The sequence below is a fragment of the Arenimonas donghaensis DSM 18148 = HO3-R19 genome, from assembly GCF_000743535.1.
Lineage (GTDB): Bacteria > Pseudomonadota > Gammaproteobacteria > Xanthomonadales > Xanthomonadaceae > Arenimonas > Arenimonas donghaensis.
The window spans coordinates 38,445-62,692 of sequence record NZ_AVCJ01000023.1 but is presented as its reverse complement, the minus strand read 5'-3'; the positions used below and the strand labels follow the sequence as shown (position 1 = coordinate 62,692).

Here is a 24,248-nt window from a genome sequence, read left to right as displayed (position 1 = left end):
AATTCCCCCAAAGTGGATTGGTTCCCCAGCTGCCCGGGATCGTTGGGAGGCACGGCGCAAAGGCCTCACCTAGCACGAACCCGCTATTTCGGCCCGTGAAATATGTCACAGCCCGGGATGGCTGTCACGAATCGGTTTCCGCCACTGCCCAGGGGTCAAGAAAACGGGGCCCGAAGGCCCCGTTTGACCACTCCCCCGGCCCCTTTCCGGTAACAGCGAGAGGGGAGCTGGAGGCTAGTTGCTGCCCGGACGCACCATCACGTGGTTGGAGATCGAGCCCGAATCCGGGTTCACGATCTGGTACAGGCCCTGGATCGTGTTGTTCGGGGCCGCCACCGTCACGTTCAGCGTCGCGCGCGGCAGGCCGCCCGTGAAGCCGGTGAGCACGGTGTCCAGGTCGATCACCAGGGTCGACTCGGCGTCAACGGTGCCGGTCAGGTTGTTGGTCGAGATGGTGGTGCCGGTCTCGCCGAACACGGTGATCTCGTACTCACGATCCTGCGTGCCGCGGTTGGTCAGCACCAGGCGGCTCAGCCAGCCGCCCGGGATCTGGGCCAGCGGGGCCTGCAGCTCGGTGCCGTTGCGGGTGATCTCGCCCAGGTCCAGCGGACCGCGGGAGCCCACGGCGTAGACGGCCGGCGCGGCCGAAACCGGGGCCAGGGCGACCGTGACTTCGCTGGCGCGGATCGCTACGCCACCGGTCTGGTAGCAAAGGTAGTGGTTCATCGCCGGGTTGCTGCCGATGGTGAAGACGGCACCCGTGTCATCGAAGCTGTCGGCAGACTGGATATTGATCGAGCAATCGACGCCGGGGCTGAAGTACACGTCCGCAGCGGCCTCGAAGTCACCCGTGAACACCAGCGCGGTGTCGGCATCCATCAGGTCGACCAGCTCGATGGCTTCGCCGTCCAGCGTCACCGGCTGCGCGCTCAGGCCCAGCTGCTGCACGGTGCCATAGCTGAATCCGCCGACATTGCCCTGGAATTCGCTGAAAGTCGGCGCCGCCACTTCGAATTCGCTGTAGGCCGGGTCGTTGGACTCGACGTCGGCCACCGGATTGCCCTGCGTGTCGATCACGAGGCCGTAGCTCGGCGCGAAGCGGATGTAGGCACCACCGGTTTCGACGACGCGGCCGGTCGGACCTCCGGCCTGGGCCTGGGACGGGAAGTCGTACAGGCCGTAGGTACAGTCCACCGGATCCTTGTCGGCCAGCGTGCGGTCGCCATCGAGCACCAGTTGGTCGGTCGCGACCACGGGGGTGGCGCCGGCAGTTATCGAGAAGTAGAGGGCGTCGGTGCCGACGCCATTGACGGCACCGATCAGGTTCGACGGATCGCCGGTGAAGGTGACGGTGGTTCCCGGCTCGAACTCGATGCCCGGGCAATGGAACCGCGCGTAGCGGACTTCACCTGGGGAGAACGCGTAGTCGATGTCGGTGACGATATCGAGGTTGCCCGAGGCATTGGCCAGCGTGCGAGCCGGCGGGATGATCAGTTCCTCGGCCACGTACACCGGCACGTTGGTGAAGGGATTGTCCAGCGTCACGCTGGCGGTGCCGTCGAGCGTGTAGTTGATCGGTCCGCAACTGACGCCGGGGGCGGCGGGGACGCCACTGAGCACCATCACCATCGGCGCGTTCGCCGGCACGGGGAAAGTATTGCTCCAGATATTCGTGGAAGAGCCCTCGGACCAGACGAAGTTGTCGCAGATGCTCGACGGATTGAAGCTCGCCTCGTGGAAGGTGACATAAACGTCGACGCCGCAGCTGCCGGTGTCCAGGCTGGCCGTCAGCGAGCCGCTGCCGTCGGTGGTGAACGGCACGGTGCGGTACTGGAAGTTGCCGGCCGAGAACTCGGCACAGGGATCGCCAGGCGTTCCGGGTCGGAAGAAGCGCGGCGACATGAGCGCCTCGCTGCCATCGAAGCTCAAGCTGCCGGAGATAGTGGCCTTCTCGATGCCGGAGAAAGCCGGCTTGGCCGGCTTGGCGGCCGGTTCCGGGACGCCGGCATCATTGCTGGGCGACTGCGCGATGGCGAACGCCGGCAGCGCAAGCGCGACTGCGACGACAACGGTCTTGATCTTGTTCACTTGTGAGGTCCCCGTGGGTTGAAGCCTGGGCTTGCCGGGCAGGTGTCTGAACCGTTCGCCCAGCCATGAATTCGTTCCGTACAGCGCCTGTAACGGAACGCGGGGACCTCACCGGCCAAGGAGCCCGGCCCTCGTCCCCGGGTCAACCGGACCCCAGGTGCCGCCGCAGCCGTTCCACCGCCGTCGCGACGTCAACGCAGGCCGGCAGCACCTGGGCCCAATCGCCCTCCTTGGCGGCCGACTCTGCGGCCAGGGCAGCCTCGGACAGGGGCTGGGCGCCGACCAGGCGGGCGGCACCCTTGATCTTGTGGGCCTGGCGGGCCAGCGCGACCAGGTCGCCGGACGCCCGGGCGGCATCAAGCCCCTGCAGGTCCTGCACCGTGGCGGCCAGGAAGTCCTCCAGGATCGTCCGGGTCTCCTCCGGGTCGCCGCCGGTCAGCGGCGCCAGTACCGCCGGGTCCAGCGGCAGCGGGTCCCCGGACGCCTGCGGCAGCGGCGCCCCGGGGTGCACGTCCGCCGCCAGCGGCAGGGTATGCGGAAGCCAGCGCTGCAGGGTGGCCACCAGTTCGGGAATGGACACCGGCTTGGCCAGGTAGGCGTCCATGCCGGCGGCCAGGCAACGTTCGGCCTCGCCCTTGAGGGCGGCGGCGGTCAGGGCGACCACCGGCGTGTGCCTGAGGCCCTTGGCGGCCTCCTCGGCGCGCAGGGCGCGGGCGAATTCGTAGCCGTCCATCACCGGCATGTGCACGTCCGACAGCACCAGGCCGTAACGTCCCGTGCGCCAGGCGTCCAGGCCCTGGCGGCCATCCCCGGCGCTTTCGCTGGCATAACCGGCCAGGGCCAGCTGTCGCGCCACCACCAGCCGGTTGGTCGGGTGGTCGTCCACGATCAGCACCAGGCTGCCCTCGGCCCGGGCCGTTTCCACGTCCGGCAGGGGCCGGGCCAGGAAACCCTGGCTGGGGTCGGGCGGCGCCTCGGCCTCGATATCGGCCTCGTTGCCTCGCGGCAGCACCAGGTCCAGGCACAGGGTGGTGCCCGCCCCGGGCGTGCTTTCCATGTGGATGTCACCTTGCATGGCCGCGGCAAGGTGCCGGGCGATCACCAAACCCAGACCGGTGCCGCCGTAGCGCCGGGTGGTGCTGCCCTCGGCCTGGGAAAACGGCTGGAACAGCCGCGCCTGCTGCTCCTCGGTCACGCCGATGCCGGTGTCGGTGACCCGGAAACGCAGGCGGTCGCCGTCGCCGTCGCGGCCTTTCCATTCCAGCGCGGTTTCGACCATGCCCTTGTCGGTGAACTTGATGGCATTGGAAAGGAAATTCGAAAGTATCTGGCGCAGGCGCAGTCCGTCGGCGCAGTGGGCGGGGCCGATGCGGTCATCCACGCTGCATAGCAGCACCAGGCCCTTGCTGGACGCGGAACCACTGAAATTGGCGACGGTGGACTGAACCAGGCGCGTTAGCGACAGCGTGGTGGGCGAGAGCTCCAGGCGGCCGGCCTCGACCTTCGAGAAGTCCAGGATGTCGCCGATGATCTGCAGCAACGTGCGCGCCGATTGCTGGATGACTTCGATGGTGCGGCGCTGGTCCGGGTCGAGTTTGCTGTGGGAAAGCACTTCGAGCATGCCGGTGACGCCGATCATTGGCGTGCGTATCTCGTGGCTCATCGCGGCGACGAAGTTGGACTTGGCTTCGCTCGCTTCCAGTGCCCGGGTCTCGCTGGCGCGCAGGCGCTGTTCGAGCTGCTTGATCTGGGTGAGGTCGGTCGCCACGGCCAGGTAACCCACCGTCTTGCCGGTCGCATCGCGGATCGACGAGCTGGCCAGCAGCACCGGCACCGTTTCGCCGTCCTTGCGGACGAAGGTGAGTTCCAGGGGTTCGGGGCGCTGGTCGATGAGCCGCGGGAACAGGCGAGCATCCGCTGGCACGGCGTGGTCATGCGCGGCGGTGAGTCCGGAGGCCAGCTTCTGCAGCTCGTCGCCATGCACGAGCCTGTCGAGCCCGATGCGGCCGACCACGTCCTGGGAGCGGTGACCGGTCAGTCGCTCGGCCTGGGGGTTGAAGCTGGTGAACAGGCCCTGCGCGTCCATGGACATGATGCCCACGCGCGCGGCGGCGAACAGCGAGCGCTGGAACAGGTCGCGTTCGATCAGCGCCGTGCGGACCTGTTCATTGCGCGCGAGTTGTTCGTTGAGTTCGGCCTCGAACTTGCGCACGTCGTCGCGCATGTTCAGGAAAGCGTCCATCACGTCGCCGAGTTCGCCCTGCGGCGTGTATCGCGGCACGCCCTGGTAGTCGTGCCGTCGCATCTGCTGGGCCAGCGCGGTCAGGGATTCGACGCCCTTGTAGATGTTGCGCAGCAGCTTGCGACCCACGGCGGCCACCACCAGCAGGGTCGCGAAGCTCATCAGGAAGCGCAGCCAGGCCGTGCGCCGCGAGCGCGTGTCCTGCGCGCGCACGAGCTGTTCGGCCTGGATCATCTCCAGGTCGCTGAGGTGCTTCATGCGCGTGGTCACGGGGTCGATGGCCGGGTAGAGCTCGGTGTCGGCGAACCGCGCCAGGCCGGCCATGTCCTTCTGCGCCAGGGTCTGGCGCAGGGTTTCGGCGGCGGTATCGGCGCGCAGCTTCGAGCGCTGGACCTGGGCGAATATCTGCGCCTGCTCGCCGGTCAGCGGCATCGATTCAAGCGCCTGCCAGTGGTCGCGGATGCGCGCGCGCGCGTGGTCCACCACCTGCAGGCCTTCTTCCCAGCTGATCAGCCCGTTGCGGACGCGGAAGGTCGTGTCGACGAACTCCATGCCGTAGGCGTCCGACACCGCCTTGATGCGGCGCAGGCCGGCCAGGGATTCGTCCTTGAGCGCAAGCAGCGCCTGCTGGTTCTGCCGCCGCTCGTATTCGTCCAGGACCAGGACCGCGGCGCCGGTGAGCAGCAGCAGGCCGAACAGCCCCAACAGCTGCAGCCGGATGCCGAAACGGGGCCGTCCGGTGGCTGCCATGGCTTGCCTAGTGGTGGGTCTGTCGCCAGCGCTGGATGGCGTCGGGCAGCTGGTCTCCCGGCACCGGCGCGGAGATCAGGTAGCCCTGGGCGAAGTCGCAGCCCAGCCCGGCCAGCAGCTGCCACTCGTCGATGGTTTCGACGCCTTCGGCGACCACCGACAGCCCCAGCTTGCGTGCCAGGTCCAGGCTGGTTTCGATCATCGCGCGCTTGCGCGGCTGGGTCGGCGCGCCGGAAACGAAGCCGCGGTCGATCTTGAGTTCGGTGAAGGGGATCTGCGAGAGCTGCGACAGCGACGAATAGCCGGTGCCGAAGTCGTCCACGCTCAGGCCGAAGCCTTTGAGCCGCAAGCGCGCCAGCATGCCCAGGCCGCGCGCGGTGTCGGACATGACCGAACTTTCGGTGATCTCGAGCACGATCTGCTCCGGGCTGACGCCGTGTTCGCGCAGCACCGCCTCGTAGCGATCGGCCACTTCCGGGCCGGTCAGGTTTTGTGCCGACACGTTCACCGACACCTTCAGGTCGAGGCCACGCGCCTGCCAGCGCTTGGACCAGGCGCAGGCCTGCACCAGCATCAGGCCGGTGAGTTCATCGATCAGCCCGCCGGCCTCCATGAGCGGTACGAACAGCGCCGGCGGCACGTGCACGTCATCGGAAAGTCGCCAGCGGGCCAGGGCCTCGACGCCGAAGACCTTGCCGTTGCCGAACTCGACCTGGGGCTGGAAGTGGGCGGTGATCTCGCCGCGCGAGAGCGCTTCGCGGGCCTGGTCGAGCGACACCTCGATGTCGTTGACTGCCGCCGAGGGCCCCGGTGACTTTTCATAAAGCGACAGGACGGTAGTAAGTTTGCCCGGTGTTAGCGGCTTTTCAATGCAGCCCAGCACACGCAGGCCGGACGCCTTGGCCATCACCTGCACGGTATGCAGCAGGGCCGGCTCCATGGCGCTGACCACGGCGATGGATTGGGCCAGTCGTTCCTGGGCGACGATGCCGATGAACTCGACGCCGTCCATGCCGGGCATGTCCAGGTCCACCAGCACCACGTCGGGGCTGTCGGGCAAGCCGCGCAGCAGGTCCAGGGCCTGGAAACCGTCGGCCGCCTCGTGCAGGTGCTCCAGGCCCAGGTCACCCAGCAGGCGCAGGCCGAGCCGGCGCTGGAACCCGTGGTCCTCGACCAGCAGTACGCGTAATTCCGACAGACTCATTGCTGGTCCCGCCCCCGTGGGTTTTTCGACTCTACCCGCCGCCTGTTCAGGAAGGAAGTAGGTGTCTGGCCTAAAGGCTGACGTAAGCTGGCGGCATGTCCGGACGGCCCGCCCGCCAGTTCGATCGGGAAACCCGCCTGCGCCTGCGCCGTGTTTGCCTGGGCCTGTTGTCCTACCTGATGTTTCTGGTGCCGATGAGCATCGCGGTGCACGCGGGCAGCTCGACCATGGGCTGGTCCGGGGTCGCGGTATTCACCGGCCTGGCGGTGTCGATCAACGGGGTGGCGCTGGCGGCGATCGCGAGCGGCTGGAGCAAACGTTTCGCCGACCCCAGCCTGCTGGTGCCGCAGCTGGTGGCGGCAATGCTGCTGGCGCTGGGCATGATCCACTTTTTCGAAGGCGAAGCGCGCAGCGTCCTGTTGCTGCTGTTCGTGGCGGTGTTCTTCTTCGGCCTGTTCGGGCTCGACACCCGGCGTTACCTCCTGCTCACCATCGGCACCGCCGTCGGCTACGCCGGGCTCAGCACCTGGGAACTGGCCAGCGCCGGGGCCTCGCAGGACGCCTGGCTGATGGAGGCGCTGCGCTTCTCGGCGCTGGTGGTCGTCACGATCTGGATGAGCTTCATCGGCGGCTACTTCGCCTCCATCCGGCGCCGCGTCGCGACCCAACGCAAGGAACTGGAAGCGGCGAACGCCAGGCTGCGCGAGCTCTCCATCCGGGACGAACTGACCGGCCTGTACAACCGCCGCCACCTGACCGAGCGGCTGGAACAGGAAAGCGAACGCAGCCGCCGTTACGGCCAGGGTTTCAGCGTCGCGCTGATCGACATCGATCATTTCAAGGCGATCAACGACACCCACGGCCACGCGGTCGGGGACGAGGTGCTGGTGCAGTTCGCCGCCATCCTGCGACTGCAGGCCCGCTTCGTCGACCACGTCGGCCAGGCCCCGGAACGCACGCTGGGGCGGTTCGGCGGCGAGGAGTTCATGATCATCCTGCCGGGCACGCCGCTGGCCGGCGCCCGGGTGTGCCTCGAGCGCATGCGCGCGGCGGTGGCACGGACACCGTTTGAAACCAGCGCCGGACCGCTGGTGGCCACCTTTTCGGCGGGACTGGCCGAGCAGCGTGAAGACGAGCCCTCCCAGGCGCTGTTGCAGCGGGCCGACGAAGCCCTGTACCGGGCCAAGCAAGCCGGGCGGGACCGGCTGGAAAGCTAGGCCCGGGCACCGTCCGAAGCGGCCTCAGGGGGTCCGGCTGCTATAATTCCGAGTCTTTGCTCCAGCCCCGGAAAGCCGCCGCCATGTCCGCCATCCCCCACACCCTGATCCCGCTCGACCGCGAGTACGACCTCGAGTCCAAGTACACCCGCGAGGAGGGCCGGATCTACCTGTCCGGCGTGCAGGCGCTGGTGCGCCTGCCGCTGATGCAGCAGATGCGCGACCGCGCCGCCGGCGTCAACACCGCCGGCTTCATTTCCGGCTACCGCGGCTCGCCCCTGGGCGGCTTCGACCTGGAGCTGTGGCGGGCCCGCAAGCACCTGCAGGCCAGCGGCATCGAGTTCACCCCGGGCCTGAACGAGGACCTGGGCGCGACCATGGTCTGGGGCAGCCAGCAGACCAACCTGTTCCAGGGCGCGAAGTACGACGGCGTGTTTTCCATGTGGTACGGCAAGGGCCCGGGCGTGGACCGCTGCGGCGACGTGTTCAAGCACGGCAACGCCGCCGGCACCTCGAAGCTGGGCGGCGTGCTGGCGCTGGCGGCCGACGACCATGCCTGCCGCTCGTCGACGCTGCCGCACGGCTCGGAAGGCGAATTCGAGAGCGCCATGATGCCGGTGCTCAACCCGGCCGGCGTACAGGACATCCTGGACATGGGCCTGCTGGGCTGGGCGATGAGCCGCTACACCGGCCGCTGGATCGGCTTCAAGACGATCGCGGAAACGGTGGAGTCCTCGGCCTCGGTCAACGTCAATCCGCACCAGCTCGACATCCTGCTGCCGGGTGATTTCGAACTGCCGCCGGGCGGGCTCAACATCCGCTGGCCGGATCCGCCGCTGGACCAGGAAATGCGCCTGCACCAGTACGCCGTGAACGCCGCGCAGGCCTTCGCCCGGGTCAACCACATCGACAAGGTGGTCATCGATTCGCCCAAGGCGCGCCTGGGCATCGTCACCACCGGCAAGAGCTACCTGGACGTGCTGCAGGCGCTCGAATACCTGGGCATCGACCGCAAGGTGGCCGAGGACATCGGCATCCGCGTCTACAAGGTCGGCATGACCTGGCCGCTGGAACCGCAGGGCATCCGCGAGTTCGCCCGCGGCCTGGAGGACATCATCGTCGTCGAGGAGAAGCGCAGCTTCGTCGAGCGGCAGATGAAGGAATACATGTACAACTGGGAACACCGCCCCAGCATCGTCGGCAAGTACGACGAAGCCGGCGACTGGGTGCTGCCGAGCACCAACGAACTCACGCCGGCCCGCATCGCCCGGGTCATCGCCGGCCGCGTGCAGCGCTTCTTCCAGTCCGAGGCGATGGACAACCGCCTCAAGTGGATCGCCGCCAAGGAAAAGGAGCTGGCCGCGCCGCGCGCCAACTTCCCACGCGTGCCGCACTACTGCTCGGGCTGCCCGCACAACAGCTCGACCGTGGTGCCGGAAGGCTCGCGCGCACTGGGCGGCATCGGCTGCCATTACATGGTCACCTGGATGGACCGCAAGACCGACACCTTCACCCACATGGGCGGCGAAGGCGTCACCTGGAGCGGCCAGGCGCCGTTCACCGATGAAAAGCACGTCTTCCAGAACCTGGGCGACGGCACCTACTTCCATTCCGGTTCGCTGGCCATCCGCCAGTCGATCGCCGCCAAGGTGAACATCACCTACAAGATCCTCTACAACGACGCCGTCGCCATGACCGGCGGCCAGCCGGTGGACGGCACGCTCACCGTGCCCGACATCGCGCACCAGGTGCGCAGCGAAGGCGTCAAGACCATCGTGGTGCTGTCGGACGACATCGAGAAGTGGAGCGACAAGTCGATCTTCCCCGCGGACGTGGAGTTCTACGACCGCAGTGAACTCGACGCCCAGCAAAAGCGCCTGCGCGACGTGCCCGGCACCACCGTGCTGATCTTCGACCAGACCTGCGCCGCTGAAAAGCGCCGCCGCCGCAAGCGCGGCAAGATCGTCGACCCGGCCAAGCGCACCGCCATCAACTCGCTGGTCTGCGAAGGCTGCGGCGACTGCGGCGTGAAGTCGAACTGCGTGTCGGTGCTGCCCAAGGAAACCGAGTACGGCCGCAAGCGCGAGATCGACCAGTCCAACTGCAACAAGGACTTCAGCTGCGTGAAGGGCTTCTGCCCGAGCTTCGTCACCATCAAGGGTGGCGGCCTGCGCAAGCGCAAGGGCACCGGCAACAAGGACCTGCTGGCGAACCTGCCCGAGCCGCAGTTCCGCAGCAACCTGGACCAGCCCTGGAACATCCTGATCACCGGCGTCGGCGGCACCGGCGTGGTGACCATCGGTGCCCTGCTGGGCATGGCCGCGCACCTGGAACACAAGGGCGCCAGCGTGCTCGACCAGACCGGCCTGGCCCAGAAGGGCGGTGCCGTCACCACGCACGTGCGCGTTGCGCGCGCCCCGGCCGACATCCACGCCGTGCGCATCGCCGCCGGCGAAGCCGACCTGGTGCTGGGCTGCGACATGGTGGTGGTCAACGACTACTGGGCGCTGTCGAAGATCCGCGCCGACCGCACCGAGGTCGTCATCAACGACTACCAGGCGATGCCCGGCCCGTTCACCCGCAACCCGGACATGCAGTTCCCGGCCGCGGGCATCGTGGAAGCGATCCGCACCGCCCTGGGCGGCCGCGAGCCGCTGCAGGTGCCAGCGACGGAAATCGCCACCTCGCTGCTGGGTGATGCCATCGGCAGCAACCTGTTCATGCTGGGCGTGGCCTGGCAGCGTGGCCTGGTCCCGGTCGGCTTCGAGGCGATCATGCGCGCGGTCGAGCTCAACGGCGCCGCCATCGAAATGAACAAGACCGCCTTCGCCTGGGGTCGCCTGGCCGCGATCAACCCCGAAGCCGTACTCGAAGCGGCCGGCCTGCTGGAGTCCGCCCCTGTAGGAGCGCCTTCAGGCGCGAATGCCCTCGACGACGAAACCCTCAGCCAGTCGCTGGACGAAATCATCGACCGCCGCGTCAGCTTCCTCACCAACTACCAGAACAAGGCCTACGCCGGCCGCTACGTCGCCCTGGTCGACAAGGTGCGCCAGGCCGAGGCCCGCAAGGCGCCCGGTTCCACGGCGCTCACCGAGGCCGTGGCCCGCTATTACTTCAAGCTCATGGCCTACAAGGACGAGTACGAAGTGGCGCGCCTTTACACCGCCAGCGACTTCCGCAAGCGCATCGAGCAGCAGTTCGAGGGGGACTACAAGATCCACTTCAACCTGGCCCCGCCGCTGCTGGCCAAGCGCGACGCCGACGGCCACCTTGTGAAGCAGGAATTCGGCCCGTGGATGTTCACGGCCTTCAAGCTGCTGGCGAAGTTCAAGGGCCTGCGCGGCACGGCGTTCGACATCTTCGGCAAGACCGAGGAACGCCGCATGGAGCGCCAGCTGATCGTCGACTACGCCAAGCAGATCGACGAGCTGCTGACTGGCCTGGACGACGACAACGTCGAACTGGCCACGAAGATCGCCTCGGTGCCCGAACAGATCCGCGGCTACGGCCACGTCAAGGAAGCGCACCTGGCCAAGGCCCGGGGCATGGAGAAGGAACTGCTGGCAGCCTGGCGCGCACCGAAGGCCGAGGCCCGCGACGCCGCCTGAGTCCGACCGCAGGCAGGGACGACCACGACGAAACCCCGGCTCCGGCCGGGGTTTTTTCGCCCGTGGATTGACGAAACAAGGAGGCAGTGCTCTGCTCGGTTTGCCTCCCTGAACGCGGACTCTGCCCCGATGCAGTTGCGATCCTGTCTTGCCACCCTGCTCCTGGCCTGGCCGATGCTGGCGGTCGCCGAGACCCCGCCCGAACTCACGTCCGCCGGGATCGTGGGCGGCAACTTCGAACTGGTCTTCGACCAGCCGATGCTGACCTGGGCAACGCCCAATCACGGCGATGCACTCAGGACCACACCCGAAGCCGCATGCGGCTGGTATTGGGTGGACGACACCACGCTGGCCTGCGACACCGGTGGCATGGGCACCGAGCCGCTGCGCAAGGCCACGCCCTACCAGGTTCAGATCGGCGAACGGCTTTGGTCACAAGCGGGCCAGGCGTTCGAGCCCACGACGGTCACGCTGGTTTCTTCGCCACCGTCCCTTGACGCCACCACGACCGACTGGCGCGCTGGATTGCCCGCGGTCCTGCTTCGTTCTTCGCAGCCATTGGCGGCCGCCGACATCCGTGCCGTAGTGGACGCCCGCTTCGAAAACGAAACGATCGACTATTCCCTCGAGCGCGTTGAGCCGGGCCAGTACGATCCACCCGACAGTGTCACCTACCGCTGGATGCCGACGGCCTGGCCCGCCCGCCCGGGTCGCCTGCGCCTTTCCCTGCGCCAGGGCCTGCGCTCACCGCTGGGTCCGGCCCTCGGCGACGCCGACGAAAGCCTGCTGGACGTCGCCATCAACATGCCGTTCCGGCTGCTGGCGACGTCCTGCGCCAGCCATGGGCCGCATGCCGACTCCACGGACGGTGCGCTATGCAGCGCGCAAAGCGATGTGTTGCTGCTGTTCTCGCGGGCGCCGTCGGACGCCAGCCTAGAACGGGTCGCCGCCGCCCTGCCGAAGGGTTTGGTCCTGGCCGAGGAACCACGTGACTGCGACTACCGCTGCTACGGCCAGCGCTCGCGCAACGACGCCCCCGCACACGCCATCCGACTGGCCAGCACGCTCGCCGGCACGACCCTTGCCTTCGAGCTCCCCGCCGGCCTCGACGCCAACGATGGTTCGCGGCTGACCGGTAAAACCGAAGTGCGGCTCGACGTGGCGTCGCATCCACCGGGCTATCGCATCGAGCCTTCAGTCCACCTTGCCTTGCCCGGTTCAAACGAGGCCACCCGGGTCGAATCCCGGAATCCAGAAGGACGCGACCACTGGAAGGAACTGTCCATCGGCCGCCGGACCCGCCTCGTCCTGGACCGCCTGGTGGTTCCCGCGGCGCGGGAGACCTACGGCGATGCCCGGTCACCCGATCCCGCATGGGGCGTGTTGCGCCACGGCGGGCTCTCGCTGGGCGGTGTCGTCGATGGCGCCGAAGCGCGCGCCACGGCACTGCCGGCGTTCCAGCTGCTGGTGAACCGCCACGGCCCGGACCTGCTCGCGTGGGCAACGGAGTGGGCGGATGCCGGGCCCGTGCCCGGCGCACGCCTGGACGTGCTGGCGCTGAGCCCGCAGGGCAAGCTCAAGGTCGTGGCATCAGCGCAAACGGATGCCGACGGCGTCGCCCTGCTTTCGCTTCCCGAGCCCGTGGCCGGACAGGATGTCCTTCAACAGGACGTCCTCCACTTGCTGCGCGCCACCCAGGGCCGTCGGGTCACGGTGTTGCCGCTGCACGCCACGACGGGAATGAAGCTGCGACGCTCGGACGGGGAGGATGCACCGGACTGGTACCGACCGCCGCGGCCAGACACCTCGCCTGCGTTTGGTGTGACCGATCGCTTGCTTTACCGGCCTGGCGACACCGTGAATTTCAGGCTGTGGCAGCGCGAACGGCAGCTCAACACCTTGCGCAGGATCGCGCCCGGCACCGAGACGGAGCTGGCGCTGTCGGTTCCCTCGGACAGGCCGGTCCGCACTTGGACCGCGGTGACGGACGCCTGGGGCAGCATCGCGGGCGAGGTCGCGCTACCGGCCAACCTGCGCGACGGAGGCTACTGCATCGGCGAAGCGGACTCGCTCGCCCACGCCTGGTCCCCCACCGGTGCCTGCTTCGAAGTCCGCCGGTTCGAAACCCAGGCGATGTGGGCAACACTGGCGCTGCCGACGCGCGTGCACCGGCCAGGCGAGCAGGTGTCGATGGCGATCGAAGGTGGCTACTACTCCGGCGGCCCCGCGGCGGATGCCCCGCTGCATGTGTCCGGGCTGCTGGTGCCCATGGCGTTCGAGGAGGCCTACCCGGACTTCGCGGGGTTCACCTTCATCGAGCCCGCGGCGCACGAAGCGTCCGAAGCCGACCCGTTCAAGGACCTGGAAGTCCCGCGCACCGTGGACGGAAAAGGCCGTGCCGAAGTGGAACTGACGCTGCCCACGCGCCTGGAACACGACGATGGCGGCGAAGACGACAGCCTCACCCCGCTGGCCTTCGCGCAGATCAGGGTGAACGCGGCCCTGATGGTCGGCGGTGAGTCGGGCGCCTTCAGCCCCACGGCCAACCTGCGCATCGCAGCCTTCGATCGCTATGTTGGCCTGCGCAGCGAAGGTGACTGGCACGCCCTGGGTGAAACGCCGGTGCTGGAGGCCGTCGTCGTCGGTTTCGATGGCAAGTCGCAGCCTGGTCGCCGGGTGGAGGTCAGGCTCGAGGACGGGGACGAACAAGACGCAGAGTTGCTCGGTCGCTGCACGCTGGTGGCGGGCACGGCCTCGCCCTGCGACATCGCCGTGCCCAGGCCGGGTTACTACGTTTTCGTGGCGGAGTCCGAAGGCGCCGCGCCGACGCGACTGGGCCGCTGGTTCGGCCGGTACGCACCTGACGACGAAGACGAAGCGCTGGCGGAGCTTTCCCTGGTGCAGGCCAGCGACGGCCACTCGCCGGCACGCGTCCGACTGCGCCAGCCGCACGCCAGGGCGAGCGCCCTGTTCGTGCTTGAGTACGACCGCGTCATTCGCCACTGGACGCAGTCGGTCGGCACGGAGACGGAGATCGACGTGCCGGTTTCGTCCGAACTGGCCCCCGGCGTCACCCTGCGCGTCATGCTGCGCCCCGCCCTGGCGTCTGCCGGGCAGGGCCTGGACGCGAAAACGATCGATGCCGCGATGCGCCTCGCCATCCCGCGCGCCGGGTCCGACGGACTTGCACTTTCCGTCGCCGATGACTCGCTGGCGCCAAGCGATTCGCTCAGGCTGGCCCTGCACAACCGTTCGGACCAGGCCCGCCTGGTCGTGCTGTCGGTCGTCGACGACGCCGTGCACCAGCAGATGGCGGCACTGCATCCTTCCCTGGACCCTGGTGGTCCGGATTTCCTGGGAAGCCTGTCGACCTGGGGCGAAGGCGGCTGGCACGGCCTGGAGGCTTGGCAGCGCATTGCCAATCCGTTCCGCAGCCGGTCGAGTCTCCGGCAGGAGCCGGTCGCTTTTGCTCGTCCGGCACCGGCCGACGCCGCCAGCGATAGCCTGGACACGATCGAAGTCACGGGTAGCCGGCTCAAGCGGTCCGACATCTTCAACGAAGAGCCTGCCTACGAAGTGCTCGAACGCGCACCGGCCACCGCACCCGGTCGCGATGGGCCCCGCGTGCGCAGCCAGTTCCCGGACGCGGCGTACTGGAGCCCCGGCATCGAACTGGCCCCGGGCGAACGCCGCGAGCTGTCGATCAGCCTGCCGGACAACCTGACGCGCTGGCGCGTGCTGGCCTGGAGTGGTGATCAGGCGGACGGCTTCGACCTGTCGCAGGCGACGGCCACGACCACGCTGCCGGTGGAGCTGCGCTTTGGCCTGCCGGCACGCTTGTTCGACGGCGACCGCGCAGAGGCCAGCGTATCGGCACGCAATGCCAGCGACACGCCGCAGCGCGTGGCGCTGCAGGTGGCTGTCGACGGCGCCGGCATTGCCCGAATTGACGAGGCGTCGGCGATGCTGTCGCCGTTCGCCGCGCTGAGCCGGCCCGTTCCCCTGGCGCCCACCGAGCCCGACTCGCTCGACGTGTTGGCCCGCGCTGAAACCGAGCGCGGCAACGATGCGCTGTCTTCACGCGTGCCGGTGCAATCGCGCTGGTCCGAGGTCATGGTGCCGCAGGTGGGCTGGTTGGTTTCACCGGTATCGCTGCCCTTGCCGGCGCTGCCCGACGACGCCCATACGCCGCATCTGCAGGTGCGGGTCTCGGCTGGCACGGCTGCCTGGCGCGCCGGCTGGCTGCGGGAGCTGCGCGACTATCCGCATCGTTGCTGGGAACAGACGCTCAGCCGCGCCCTGGGGGCCGCGCTTGCCCTCCAGGACGCCGCCGACCGCGCAGACTGGCCGGATGCGCAGGCGGTGATCGACGAAGCACTCGGCGCTGCGCCGGGTTTCATGGACGAGCAGGGTCACTTCCATTTCTTCCCGCCCGCCAGGCCCTGGGACGTGACCGGCGACCTGCTGCTCGACGCGCACACCCTGCGCCAGTTCGGCTGGCTGCGCCGCCTCGGCCAGGCCGTGCCGGACGGGCTCCACGACGACTTGCGCGACGACGTCGCCGCGCAGGCGACCAGGGTCGCCGAGGCAAAAGACCGAACCGGCCTTGAGGCCCTGGCCGTAGGTGTGGCGGCGCTCGCCGCGGAAGACGGCGATCCGCCGGCAGCGGCGTTGCAGCGGCTCTGGCAGGACTGGAACCACCTCAGCTGGCATGCACGCAGCGAACTGGTCCAGGCCATGTCGGTCGCACCGGACTTCGCCGAATCCTTCCGCGCCGGACTGCAACGGCTGTACGCCGCCGGCGAGTCGCGTGGCCTGCGTCGGACCATCCGCGACCCACGGAGCTTTGGCTGGGCCATGGGCTCGGACCTGCGCGACCAATGCGCGGTGACCGCCGCGCTGTGGTCACTCGATGCCAGCGCGGACCGCCTGCCTGAGCGCCAGGCCTTCCTGCGGGGGCTTCAGTACCTTTACGCCGGCGGCACCTCCAGCCTCGACACGCAGGCCAGCCTGCATTGTCTGCTGGCTCTGCGTGCAGTGGATGCCGCGCGCGGCTCCGTGGCCACGGCCGCCACGGTCGCGCTCGAGCACGGACCCACGTCCTCGACCCTGGTGCTGGACGGACAAGGTGCCGGGGCTGGCTGGCAGGGCGTGGCGGAAGCCAGCGAGTTGGCGCTCAAGCCCCTTGGCGGCGATAGCGCGACGCTCAACTATGTCGCGCAGCTGAGCTACCGGCAGGACCAGGCCAGGGTGGAAGCCCGTGGCGTCGGACTGAACATCGAACGACGCTATTCGGTGCTGCGCGACGGCCGCTGGCAGGCGCTCTCCGGCACCAGCGCACGCCGCGGCGAGTGGATCCGCGTCACCCTGCAGCTACAGGTGCCGGCGCTTCGCCACTTCGTGGCGATCACCGACACCGTGCCGGGCGGCTGGGCCACCCGCGACGTCGGACTGGCCGGTGTGGCAGGGGCAAACGTCCGCGAAGTCGCCGACCCAGGCAGCTGGTGGTTCGATACCCGGCAGACCGGTGCCACGGAAGTCAGGCTGTACGCCGAAAGCCTGCCGCCCGGCACCCACGAAGTGCACTACTTCGCGCAGGCGCAGCACCCGGGGCGCTATTTCGCGCCACCGGCCGTGGCGGAGCTGATGTACGGGCGGGCAAGTCGCGCCAACACGGCGGGCGACTGGGTGGAGATCCAGCCTTGAGCCTTGGCGGCTGAAGTCTTCCCACAAAAAAAAGCCCCGGCATTGCCGGGGCTTCTTTTTTGTGCGGGCGATACGCGTCAGTCGTTGCGGATCGGCACGATGGTCATCTCGACGCGACGGTTCTCGGCGCGGCCGGCTTCGGTGTCGTTGCTGGCGATCGGATAACGTTCGCCGGCGCCGGTGATGATCAGGCGCTGGCCGCTGATGCCGCGGCTGACCAGGTAGTTCGCCACGGCCTGGGCGCGCTCCCTGGACAGCTTGTCGTTGTAGGCATCGCTGCCGATGCTGTCGGTGTGGCCGGCGATCTCGATCATGGTCTGGTCGTATTCGCGCAGCGTGTCGGCGACGCGGTCGAGCACGCCGTAGGCGCGCTGGTTGAGCGTGCTCGAGTTGAAGGCGAAGGTGATCGCCTCGGGCATGTCCAGGGTGATGTGGTCGCCGTCGCGGACCACGTCCACGCCGGTGCCCTGCATGCGTTCGCGAAGTGCTCGCTCCTGGTTGTCCTGGTAGCGGCCGATGGCGCCACCGGCCAGGCCGCCGACGCCGGCGCCGATCAGCGCATGCTGGCGACGTTCAGTCGCATCGTCGCCACTCACGAGGCCGGCGACGGCACCGATGGCCGCGCCGATCAGGGCGCCGCGCTGGGTGCGGTTCATGCCTTCCCGGTCATTGGGGTCGGTCTGCTGCTGCGGCGGCGGGTTGGAACCGTAGTAGCCGCCTCCCGTCGTCGCGCAGCCGGCAAGCAGCGCAGCGGAAACGGCGGTGGCGATGAGCACGTGGTTTCTTGTTTTCATGGCAGAACTCCTGTTCTTGTTGTGGAGATGCTCCGCCAGCATGCGCTCCTCCGGACGCGAATGGGTGAAACCCCGATGGGAACGTTCAGGAAGGTGACTAGTCCACCAACGCCATGCTGAAACGATCCAGCGCGCGTTCAGCCTGGCCGCGTTCGTGGTCCGAAAGACGGCGCGCGACCGCCCGGTAGCGTTCGATCAGTGCTGCATCGCCCGGCATCACTGCGGCCAGTTCTCGCAGCACCTGCGATACCTCGTAACCCGAGCCGATGTCTGCAAGCGCGTCGAGGACGTCACCTGCCAGCCCGGCGTCCACCGGACCCGCGTCGATCAGGGCCTGCAAGGCCTGGCGCTGTTCGTAGTCCGAACCGATGCCATCGAGGATCCGGAACCAGGCCACGCGCACGTCGGCGTCCGCACGCGCCATCGCCACGGATTTTTCCAGCACCTGGCGCGCCTCGTAGTCGCTGCCGATAGCCGCGGCGCTTTCCAGGGCAAGCCGGGCGGCCGCGGGGTCTTGCTTGTCGAGCAGGACGGAAAGCACGCGACGCTGTTCGTAATCGCTGCCGATGCTGGCCAGTGCCGTGCGCCACGCCTGCAGCGCCGGACCCTGCAGCGGCTGCGCCTTCGCCAGCTGCACCAGCAGTTGCGCGAGTTCGTAGTCGGAGCCGATCTTCGTGGCCGTCTCCAGCAGTCGCACCTGGCCCGAGGGCGTCATCGCCTGGTTGTCCAGGCCCGCCGACAGCGCCTGGCGCAGTTCGTAGTCCGAGCCGATGCCGGCCGCCAGGGCCATGGCGCGCTGCAGCTGGCTGTCGTCCAGGCGGGCGTTGCCGAACAGCACGGCCAGGTATTTGCCGCGGGCGTGGTCGCCCTGGATCTTGTCGATTTCATCCATCAGCGCGCCGGCGCCGCCGCGTGCGAGGAAACGTTTGCCGCGCGTTTCGGCCTGGAACGCGGTCTCGCGCAGCAGGTGGGGCAACGACTTCGCCAGCCAGGCGCGGGCATCGGCATCGAAGGCCTGCTTCTTGCCGTCCACGCGGTACTCGCGCTCCAGCCCGTCCTTGCCGGGCAAGACCTGGAGACTGCGTTCGACGCCGCCGCGCTTGATCGAGAGTTCGAACTCGCCAGGCCCTGATATGGCAGCGATGTCATCCTCGGCTTCGGTGAACACGACGTCACCGCGCAGGGTCATCTCGATGCGTTCGCCGGTCCTGCCGTTGCGGTGCACATAGTGGGACTTCGTGTCCGTTTCGGTGACCGAGGTGCCCTGGAAGAGACCGCTGAGGAAGCCTTCCGCGTAGGCCGGGTTGGCGACGCTGGTGATGGCCAGGCCGGGCAGGGCCAGGGCGGCGGCGAGGCCGACCACCAGGGCGGTGCGGCGCAGGGTGCGAGGTATCGGACGGTTCATGGGCGTTGGCTCCAGCAGGTTGCGGACCCGGCGGACCACGGGGCCGGGTTCGGCGGCCATGGCGACCGCAAGGGTGGGCGTGACGGTGGTGGGTCGGGTGCCGTGGGCCAGGCAGGCGGCCAGGCATTCGGCCAGGGGGCGGCCGCTACCGCACAGGGTGGCGGCCCGCTCGTCGCAGGCGTCCTCGGACAGGGCTTCGAGCCGGCGCAGCGCCAGCCAGGCCAGCGGGTGGAAATACAGCGGCAGCACCGCCAGGCGCTGGGCCAGGCGCCAGGCCGGGTCGTGCCGCTGCAGGTGGGTCAGTTCGTGGGCCAGCAGGGCGCGCTGCTGCACCGGGTCGAGGTCGCAAACCCAGGAAGGAAGCAGCAAGCGTCGCCCCGGCAGCAACATCGGGCTCGAAAGCCCGTCGACAAGCCGCAGGCCCGGCAGGTGGTCCAGGCCCATGGCGCGACCGAGGCCTTCGACGATCTGCGCAAGACCCGTCGCAGCGCTGGCGGGCCGACCCGGAGGGCTCCGGGTCCAACGCACAAGCGCCCGGGCCTGGCCGGCCAGGCGCAGCGCTACCGGCAGCCCGCCCAGGGCCCAGGCCAGCAGCAGGGCGGAAGCAAGGGCCAGGGGCAATGACAAGGTCACCGGCGCGGCGTCGGCGGGGAGGGCATCGCGTTCTCCTGCGCTCGCGAGGTTTCGCTGCGTATCCGATTGCCTGCGCGCCAGCGCCTGGGGCAGTCCGGACTCGCCGGGGAGGGTGGCGCGTAGCGCCCGCGCCGGGTTGGCGGGCACCGGTTGCCCGCCCTCGTCGCGCGGTGCGACCTCGGTGGCGGCTGGCACCGACGGCTCCGGTGTCGCGGTGACCGCCATGCGCTGGTTGGCCGTCGCTCCCAGCGAAGACAGCAGGGCGCCGAACAGCGCGCCGCGCCAGGCCAGTTCGCGCCAACCGGGATGGCGCAGGGCCCCGAGGCGTTCAAGCAGCCAGGCCAGGGCCAGCAGCCCCGTCGCGTGCAGGGCCAGGGTCAGCAGCCAGGAAAGCAGCAGGTCCGGCGCGCTCATGCCTGGGTGCCTCCCTTGTCGGGGTCTTCGGCCAGCAGCGCCCGCACCCGGGCGAGGTCGTCGGAGGCGACGTCGCTTTCGCGAACGAGGTGGGCGAGCAGGGCCCGGGGGTCGCCCTTGAACAGGGTCTGGACCAGGTCGCCGACCATGCTGCGGCGGACCTGGGATTCGCTGACCGTGGCCCGGTAGATCAATTGGCGGGCCTCGCGGCGCGCCGCGACGACGCCGCGACGACCCAGGCGGGTCAGGACGGTCGCGACGGTGGTGTGGGCCAGGCCGCGGCTGTCGGCCAGGGCCGAGGCGACTTCGGCGACGCTGGCCTCGCCGCGCCAGAGCACGCGCATGACGTCGAGCTGCAGTTCGCTCAGCGCGACATCGTCGCCAGCGTCTTCGGGGCTGTCCTTGGAGGTCCGGGCCACGGCTTGTCCTCTACACCTGTCGTTCTACTAGTGTAGTAGTGCCGCGGGCCGTGTCTACGGGCCGGAAGTCATGGCCGGCGGGGTACGCGGGGGGATCAGACGGCGGCGGACTGGTTCTGCAGGATCAGGTCGGCCAGCCAGGGCTCGCCCTTCTGGGTGAGCTCGAGCGGGGTCATCTGCCAGCCGGTGAGCACCATGGCTTCGGCGATGGTGAACTCGAGCTGGGCCTTGGTGAACTTGCGGTCGCCGGCGATCACCGCTTCCAGCACGGCACGGCCGGGCATGGGGGCTTCCATCTCGGCGGTCTTGGCGGCTTCGGCCGCGGCCGGGTCGGTGCCGTCGCTCTTGAGCAGCCATTCGACGCGACGCTGGGCGTCGCTCTGGGCGTCCTTGCTCGAGGCCACTTCGGGCACGGCGGCGGCCAGGGTTTTTTGCAGGGTGTTGAGCTGGCCCATCACCTTCATGCGCGCCAGGTTGGCGGCATCGCGGGCGTGTTCGGCGTCTTCGACGTCCTGGCGCAGCCGGTCGCGCTGGGCCGACAGCGTGCCCAGGTCCTTCTCGAGCTTGTCGAGCAGCAGCAGCCACTGCGCGGCTTGCGCCGGCGACGCGGCGACGATGGCTTCGCGAAGGGATTCAAGGTGGGCGCGGGGGTCGCTCATCGCGTCGATTATAGGCTGATGGCGTTGCGCGGCCAGTCCCGGTCAGCGGCCCGGTCCGACGTCGATGAAACGCAGGAACTCGGCCCGGGTGCGGGCATCTTCCCGGAAGCCGCCCAGCATCTTGGAGGTGATCATGCTGACGCCGCGCTTGTGGATGCCCCGGGTGGTCATGCATTCATGCGCGCCTTCCACCACCACGCCGACGCCGCGCGGCTGCAGCACGTCCTGGATGCAGTTGGCGATCTGGGCGGTCATCTTTTCCTGCACCTGGAAGCGACGGGCGTAGGCCTCGACCACGCGCGCCAGCTTGCTGATGCCGACCACCTTGCCGGCCGGCAGGTAGCCGATGTGCGCCTTGCCGATGATCGGTGCCATGTGGTGTTCGCAGTGCGATTCGAACTCGATGTCGCGCAGCACGATCAGCTCGTCGTACCCCTCGACTTCCTCGAAAGTGCGGGCCAGGTATTCCCGCGGATCCACGCGGTAGCCGCTGAACCAGTCGCCATAGGCCTTGGCGACGCGACGCGGGGTGTCGATCAGGCCTTCGCGTGCCGGGTCTTCGCCGGCCCAACGCAGCAGGGTGCGGACGGCCTCTTCGGCCTGGTCCTGGGTGACGGGATCGGACATGGGGGGCTCCTTGGATCAGGCGCCTATCCTAACCCCGGCCCGTGTCAGTGCCGCGTGGTGGTGGCGCGCCAGGCCAGCAGGCCGCCCAGGCCCACGAGCACGGAAGCGAGCCAGAAACTGGCGCCGGCCAGCGGCCCGCCGATTTCGTTGGCGGCCACGAAAGCCAGGGTCTGGGTGAACAGGGTCGGCCCCAGGATGCCGGCAATGGAGTTCAGGCTGCCAATGGCGCCCTGCAGCCGGCCTTGTTCCTGCGGCGAAACACGGGCGGTCATCAAGGACTGCGCCGCCGGGCCGGCCACCGCCCACAGCGCCGCCACCGGCATCGCCGCCCAGAACCAGTAGCCGTTGGGCGCCAGCGCGTACATCGCGAAACCGATCGCCCCGGCGGTGGCGCCGATCATCACGGTGCGGCGGTCGCCGTAACGTCGCGCGATGCGTCCCACCAGGCCGCCCTGCACGATGATGGTCAGCACGCCGACCAGCAGCAGGGTCCAGCCGACCATCTCCAGCCCCCAGCCAAAGCGGTAGTCGGCGTAGAGCACGAAGGTGGTCGGGTACACCAGGTGTGCCAGCGCCATCAGGAAGCTGACGCCGGCCAGGCCGAACAGCTCCGGATGGGCGCGCAGCAGCTTCAGGGAGGCGAGCGGGTTGGCGCGGCGCCATTCGAACGCGGCGCGGCGATCCGGCGCCAGCGACTCGGGCAACACGAAGAAACCGTAGCAGAAGTTCGCCGTGCACAAACCCGCGGCGACCCAGAACGGCAGGTGCAGGTCCACCGCGCCGAGCCAGGCGCCCATCACCGGCGCCACCGTGAAGCCGATGCCGAAAGCCATGCCCAGCCGGCCGAAGGCCGCCGAACGGTTTTCCGGCGGCGTGACGTCGGCGATGTAGGCGTTGGCGGTGCTGAAGCTGGCCGAGGTCACGCCCGACAGCAGGCGCGCGATGAACAGCAGCGGCAGGGTTTCGGCCACCGCCATGATCAGGAAGTCGATGGCCAGGCCGGCGTTGGAGACCAGGATCACCGGCCGCCGCCCGAAGCGGTCCGACAGCGCACCCTGCACCGGCTGGGCGACGAACTGCATCACCATGTAGCCGGTGGCGAACAGGCCGTGCCAGAGGGTGGCGTCGGCGATTTCGCCGCCGGTGACCTTCTTCAGCAGGTGCGGCAGCACCGGGATGATCAGGCCGAACGCCATCACGTCCACCAGCACGGTGACGAAGATGAAGACCAGTGCGGCGCGACGCACGCGCGGCACGGCCGGCAGGGGCGCGTCCATGGTCCGGCCTAGAGCACGCGGCAGAACACCGCCTTGAGGTAGCGGCTTTCCTTGACGTGGGCCATGAACGGATGGTCGCCGCCGGCGCCCGTCACCTTGAGCACCTGCACGGTGCGGCCGGCATAAAACGCGGCGCGGCGGATCATGTCCAGGAATTCATCCTCGGCCACCAGGCCGGTGCAGGAACAGGTGAGCAGGATGCCGCCGGGGCTGACCACCTGCATGGCCAGCTTGTTCATGTCGTTGTACTTCTTGAGCGCGGAGATGACCTGGTCGCGGTCGCGCGTGAGCTTGGCCGGGTCCAGCACCACCACGTCCCACTGTTCGCCGCGCTGCTGGGCTTCACGCAGGTAGGGGAACAGGTCGGCCTGCACGAACTTGACCTTGGCGTCGTTGAGACGGGCGTTCTTGCCGGCGATCTGCAGGATTTCCTCGTCCAGGTCGATGCCGGTCACTTCCTCGGCACCGCCGCGGGCCTTGGCATAGATCGCGAAGCCGCCGGAGTTGCAGCAGATGTCGAGCACCCGCTTGCCGGCGGTGAAGCGCGCCAGGAATTCGCGGTTGTCGCGCTGGTCGGCGAAGAAACCGGTCTTGTGTCCGCTGCCCGGGCTGGCGCGGAACTTCAGGCCGTTCTCGGTGATCACGCTGGGTTCGGGCGCGGGCGGTGCCCGGAAGTCGAAGCTTTCCTGCTTTTGCACATGTTCTTCGGCGAAGCTGTAGAAACGGCAGCCCGGGAATTGTTCGCGCAGCGCGGCATAGACCCACTCACGGTGCCGGAACGCGCCCGCGGAGAAAAATTCCACCACCAGCAGGTCGCCGTAGCGGTCGACCACCAGGCCCGACAGGCCATCGCCTTCCGAGTGCACCACGCGCCAGGCGTCGGTGGTTTCATCCAGGTGCAGGCAATCGCGACGCAGGGCCACGGCATCGGCGATCTTGCGGGCGAAGAAGGCCTCGTCGACCGCTTCGTCCGGATCTTCGGTGAGCACGCGCAGGGCGATGCGGGAATGCCCGTTGTAGAAACCCCGCCCCACCCAGACGCCGGTGTTGTCGACGATGTCGACCAGGCTGCCCGGCTTGGGCTTGGCGGTCGGCTTGACCACCATCTTCTGGAAGATCCACGGATGGTTGGAGCGACGCTCGATCTTGAGCGAAATGACGGGCAGGGCAGGCGTGTTCATCGGCCGATTGTACCGGGGCCGGCC

13 protein-coding genes are annotated in these 24,248 nt (G+C 68.6%); 3 read left to right on the top strand and 10 right to left on the bottom strand.

Annotation, left to right across the window (positions count from 1 at the left end):
- Nucleotides 1-234: 234 nt before the first annotated feature.
- From N788_RS09345 to N788_RS09335, 3 genes are all read right to left on the bottom strand, one after another.
- The gene (locus N788_RS09345) at nucleotides 235-2,088 is read right to left on the bottom strand and encodes a hypothetical protein (protein WP_034224147.1); all 1,854 of its coding nucleotides are present in this window, start codon (nucleotides 2,086-2,088) and stop codon (nucleotides 235-237) included.
- Nucleotides 2,089-2,230: 142 nt separating this feature from the next.
- Entirely contained in the window at nucleotides 2,231-5,080 is a 2,850-nt protein-coding gene (locus tag N788_RS13985; RefSeq protein ID WP_051924532.1) for an ATP-binding protein, read from the bottom strand.
- A gap of 7 nt (nucleotides 5,081-5,087) precedes the next feature.
- Nucleotides 5,088-6,284: an EAL domain-containing response regulator gene (locus N788_RS09335; RefSeq protein ID WP_034224144.1), complete on the bottom strand. Its 1,197-nt coding sequence runs from the start codon at nucleotides 6,282-6,284 to the stop codon at nucleotides 5,088-5,090.
- A 95-nt stretch (nucleotides 6,285-6,379) separates the two neighbouring features.
- Between N788_RS09335 and N788_RS09330 the strand changes: the two genes are divergently transcribed.
- The 3 genes from N788_RS09330 to N788_RS09320 all read left to right on the top strand — a co-directional run bounded on the left by N788_RS09330 (nucleotide 6,380) and on the right by N788_RS09320 (nucleotide 16,815).
- Entirely contained in the window at nucleotides 6,380-7,501 is a 1,122-nt protein-coding gene (locus N788_RS09330) for a GGDEF domain-containing protein (RefSeq protein WP_051924531.1), read from the top strand.
- Between the two features lie 83 nt (nucleotides 7,502-7,584).
- Nucleotides 7,585-11,109 (top strand): indolepyruvate ferredoxin oxidoreductase family protein, encoded by a 3,525-nt coding sequence (locus tag N788_RS09325; protein ID WP_034224497.1) that lies wholly within the window; start codon nucleotides 7,585-7,587, stop codon nucleotides 11,107-11,109.
- 129 nt (nucleotides 11,110-11,238) lie between these two features.
- Nucleotides 11,239-16,815 carry an alpha-2-macroglobulin family protein gene (locus N788_RS09320; protein WP_034224142.1) on the top strand — a complete coding sequence of 1,859 codons (5,577 nt, stop codon included), beginning with the start codon at nucleotides 11,239-11,241 and terminating at the stop codon, nucleotides 16,813-16,815.
- Between the two features lie 77 nt (nucleotides 16,816-16,892).
- Here the strand turns inward: N788_RS09320 and N788_RS09315 are convergent, their stop codons facing one another.
- The 7 genes from N788_RS09315 to N788_RS09285 all read right to left on the bottom strand — a co-directional run bounded on the left by N788_RS09315 (nucleotide 16,893) and on the right by N788_RS09285 (nucleotide 24,224).
- Nucleotides 16,893-17,609, bottom strand: a complete 717-nt coding sequence (locus tag N788_RS09315) for a YiaD family glycine zipper/OmpA-like lipoprotein (protein WP_051924530.1) — start codon at nucleotides 17,607-17,609, stop codon at nucleotides 16,893-16,895.
- A gap of 97 nt (nucleotides 17,610-17,706) precedes the next feature.
- Nucleotides 17,707-20,061: a M56 family metallopeptidase gene (locus tag N788_RS14970; RefSeq protein ID WP_034224139.1), complete on the bottom strand. Its 2,355-nt coding sequence runs from the start codon at nucleotides 20,059-20,061 to the stop codon at nucleotides 17,707-17,709.
- Nucleotides 20,058-20,480 carry a BlaI/MecI/CopY family transcriptional regulator gene (locus tag N788_RS09305; protein WP_244444116.1) on the bottom strand — a complete coding sequence of 141 codons (423 nt, stop codon included), beginning with the start codon at nucleotides 20,478-20,480 and terminating at the stop codon, nucleotides 20,058-20,060. Before N788_RS09305 ends, N788_RS14970 begins: the two co-directional genes overlap by 4 nt.
- Nucleotides 20,481-20,575: 95 nt before the next feature.
- Nucleotides 20,576-21,139, bottom strand: coding sequence for a hypothetical protein (locus N788_RS09300; protein ID WP_034224137.1), 564 nt, complete (start codon nucleotides 21,137-21,139; stop codon nucleotides 20,576-20,578).
- A gap of 42 nt (nucleotides 21,140-21,181) precedes the next feature.
- Nucleotides 21,182-21,766 carry a GTP cyclohydrolase I FolE gene (gene folE, locus N788_RS09295; RefSeq protein ID WP_034224134.1) on the bottom strand — a complete coding sequence of 195 codons (585 nt, stop codon included), beginning with the start codon at nucleotides 21,764-21,766 and terminating at the stop codon, nucleotides 21,182-21,184.
- A gap of 44 nt (nucleotides 21,767-21,810) precedes the next feature.
- A complete protein-coding gene (locus N788_RS09290; RefSeq protein WP_211250703.1) occupies nucleotides 21,811-23,043 on the bottom strand; it encodes a TCR/Tet family MFS transporter in 1,233 nt (410 codons plus the stop codon).
- Nucleotides 23,044-23,051: 8 nt separating this feature from the next.
- Nucleotides 23,052-24,224: a class I SAM-dependent rRNA methyltransferase gene (locus tag N788_RS09285; protein WP_034224132.1), complete on the bottom strand. Its 1,173-nt coding sequence runs from the start codon at nucleotides 24,222-24,224 to the stop codon at nucleotides 23,052-23,054.
- Nucleotides 24,225-24,248 lie beyond the last annotated feature (24 nt).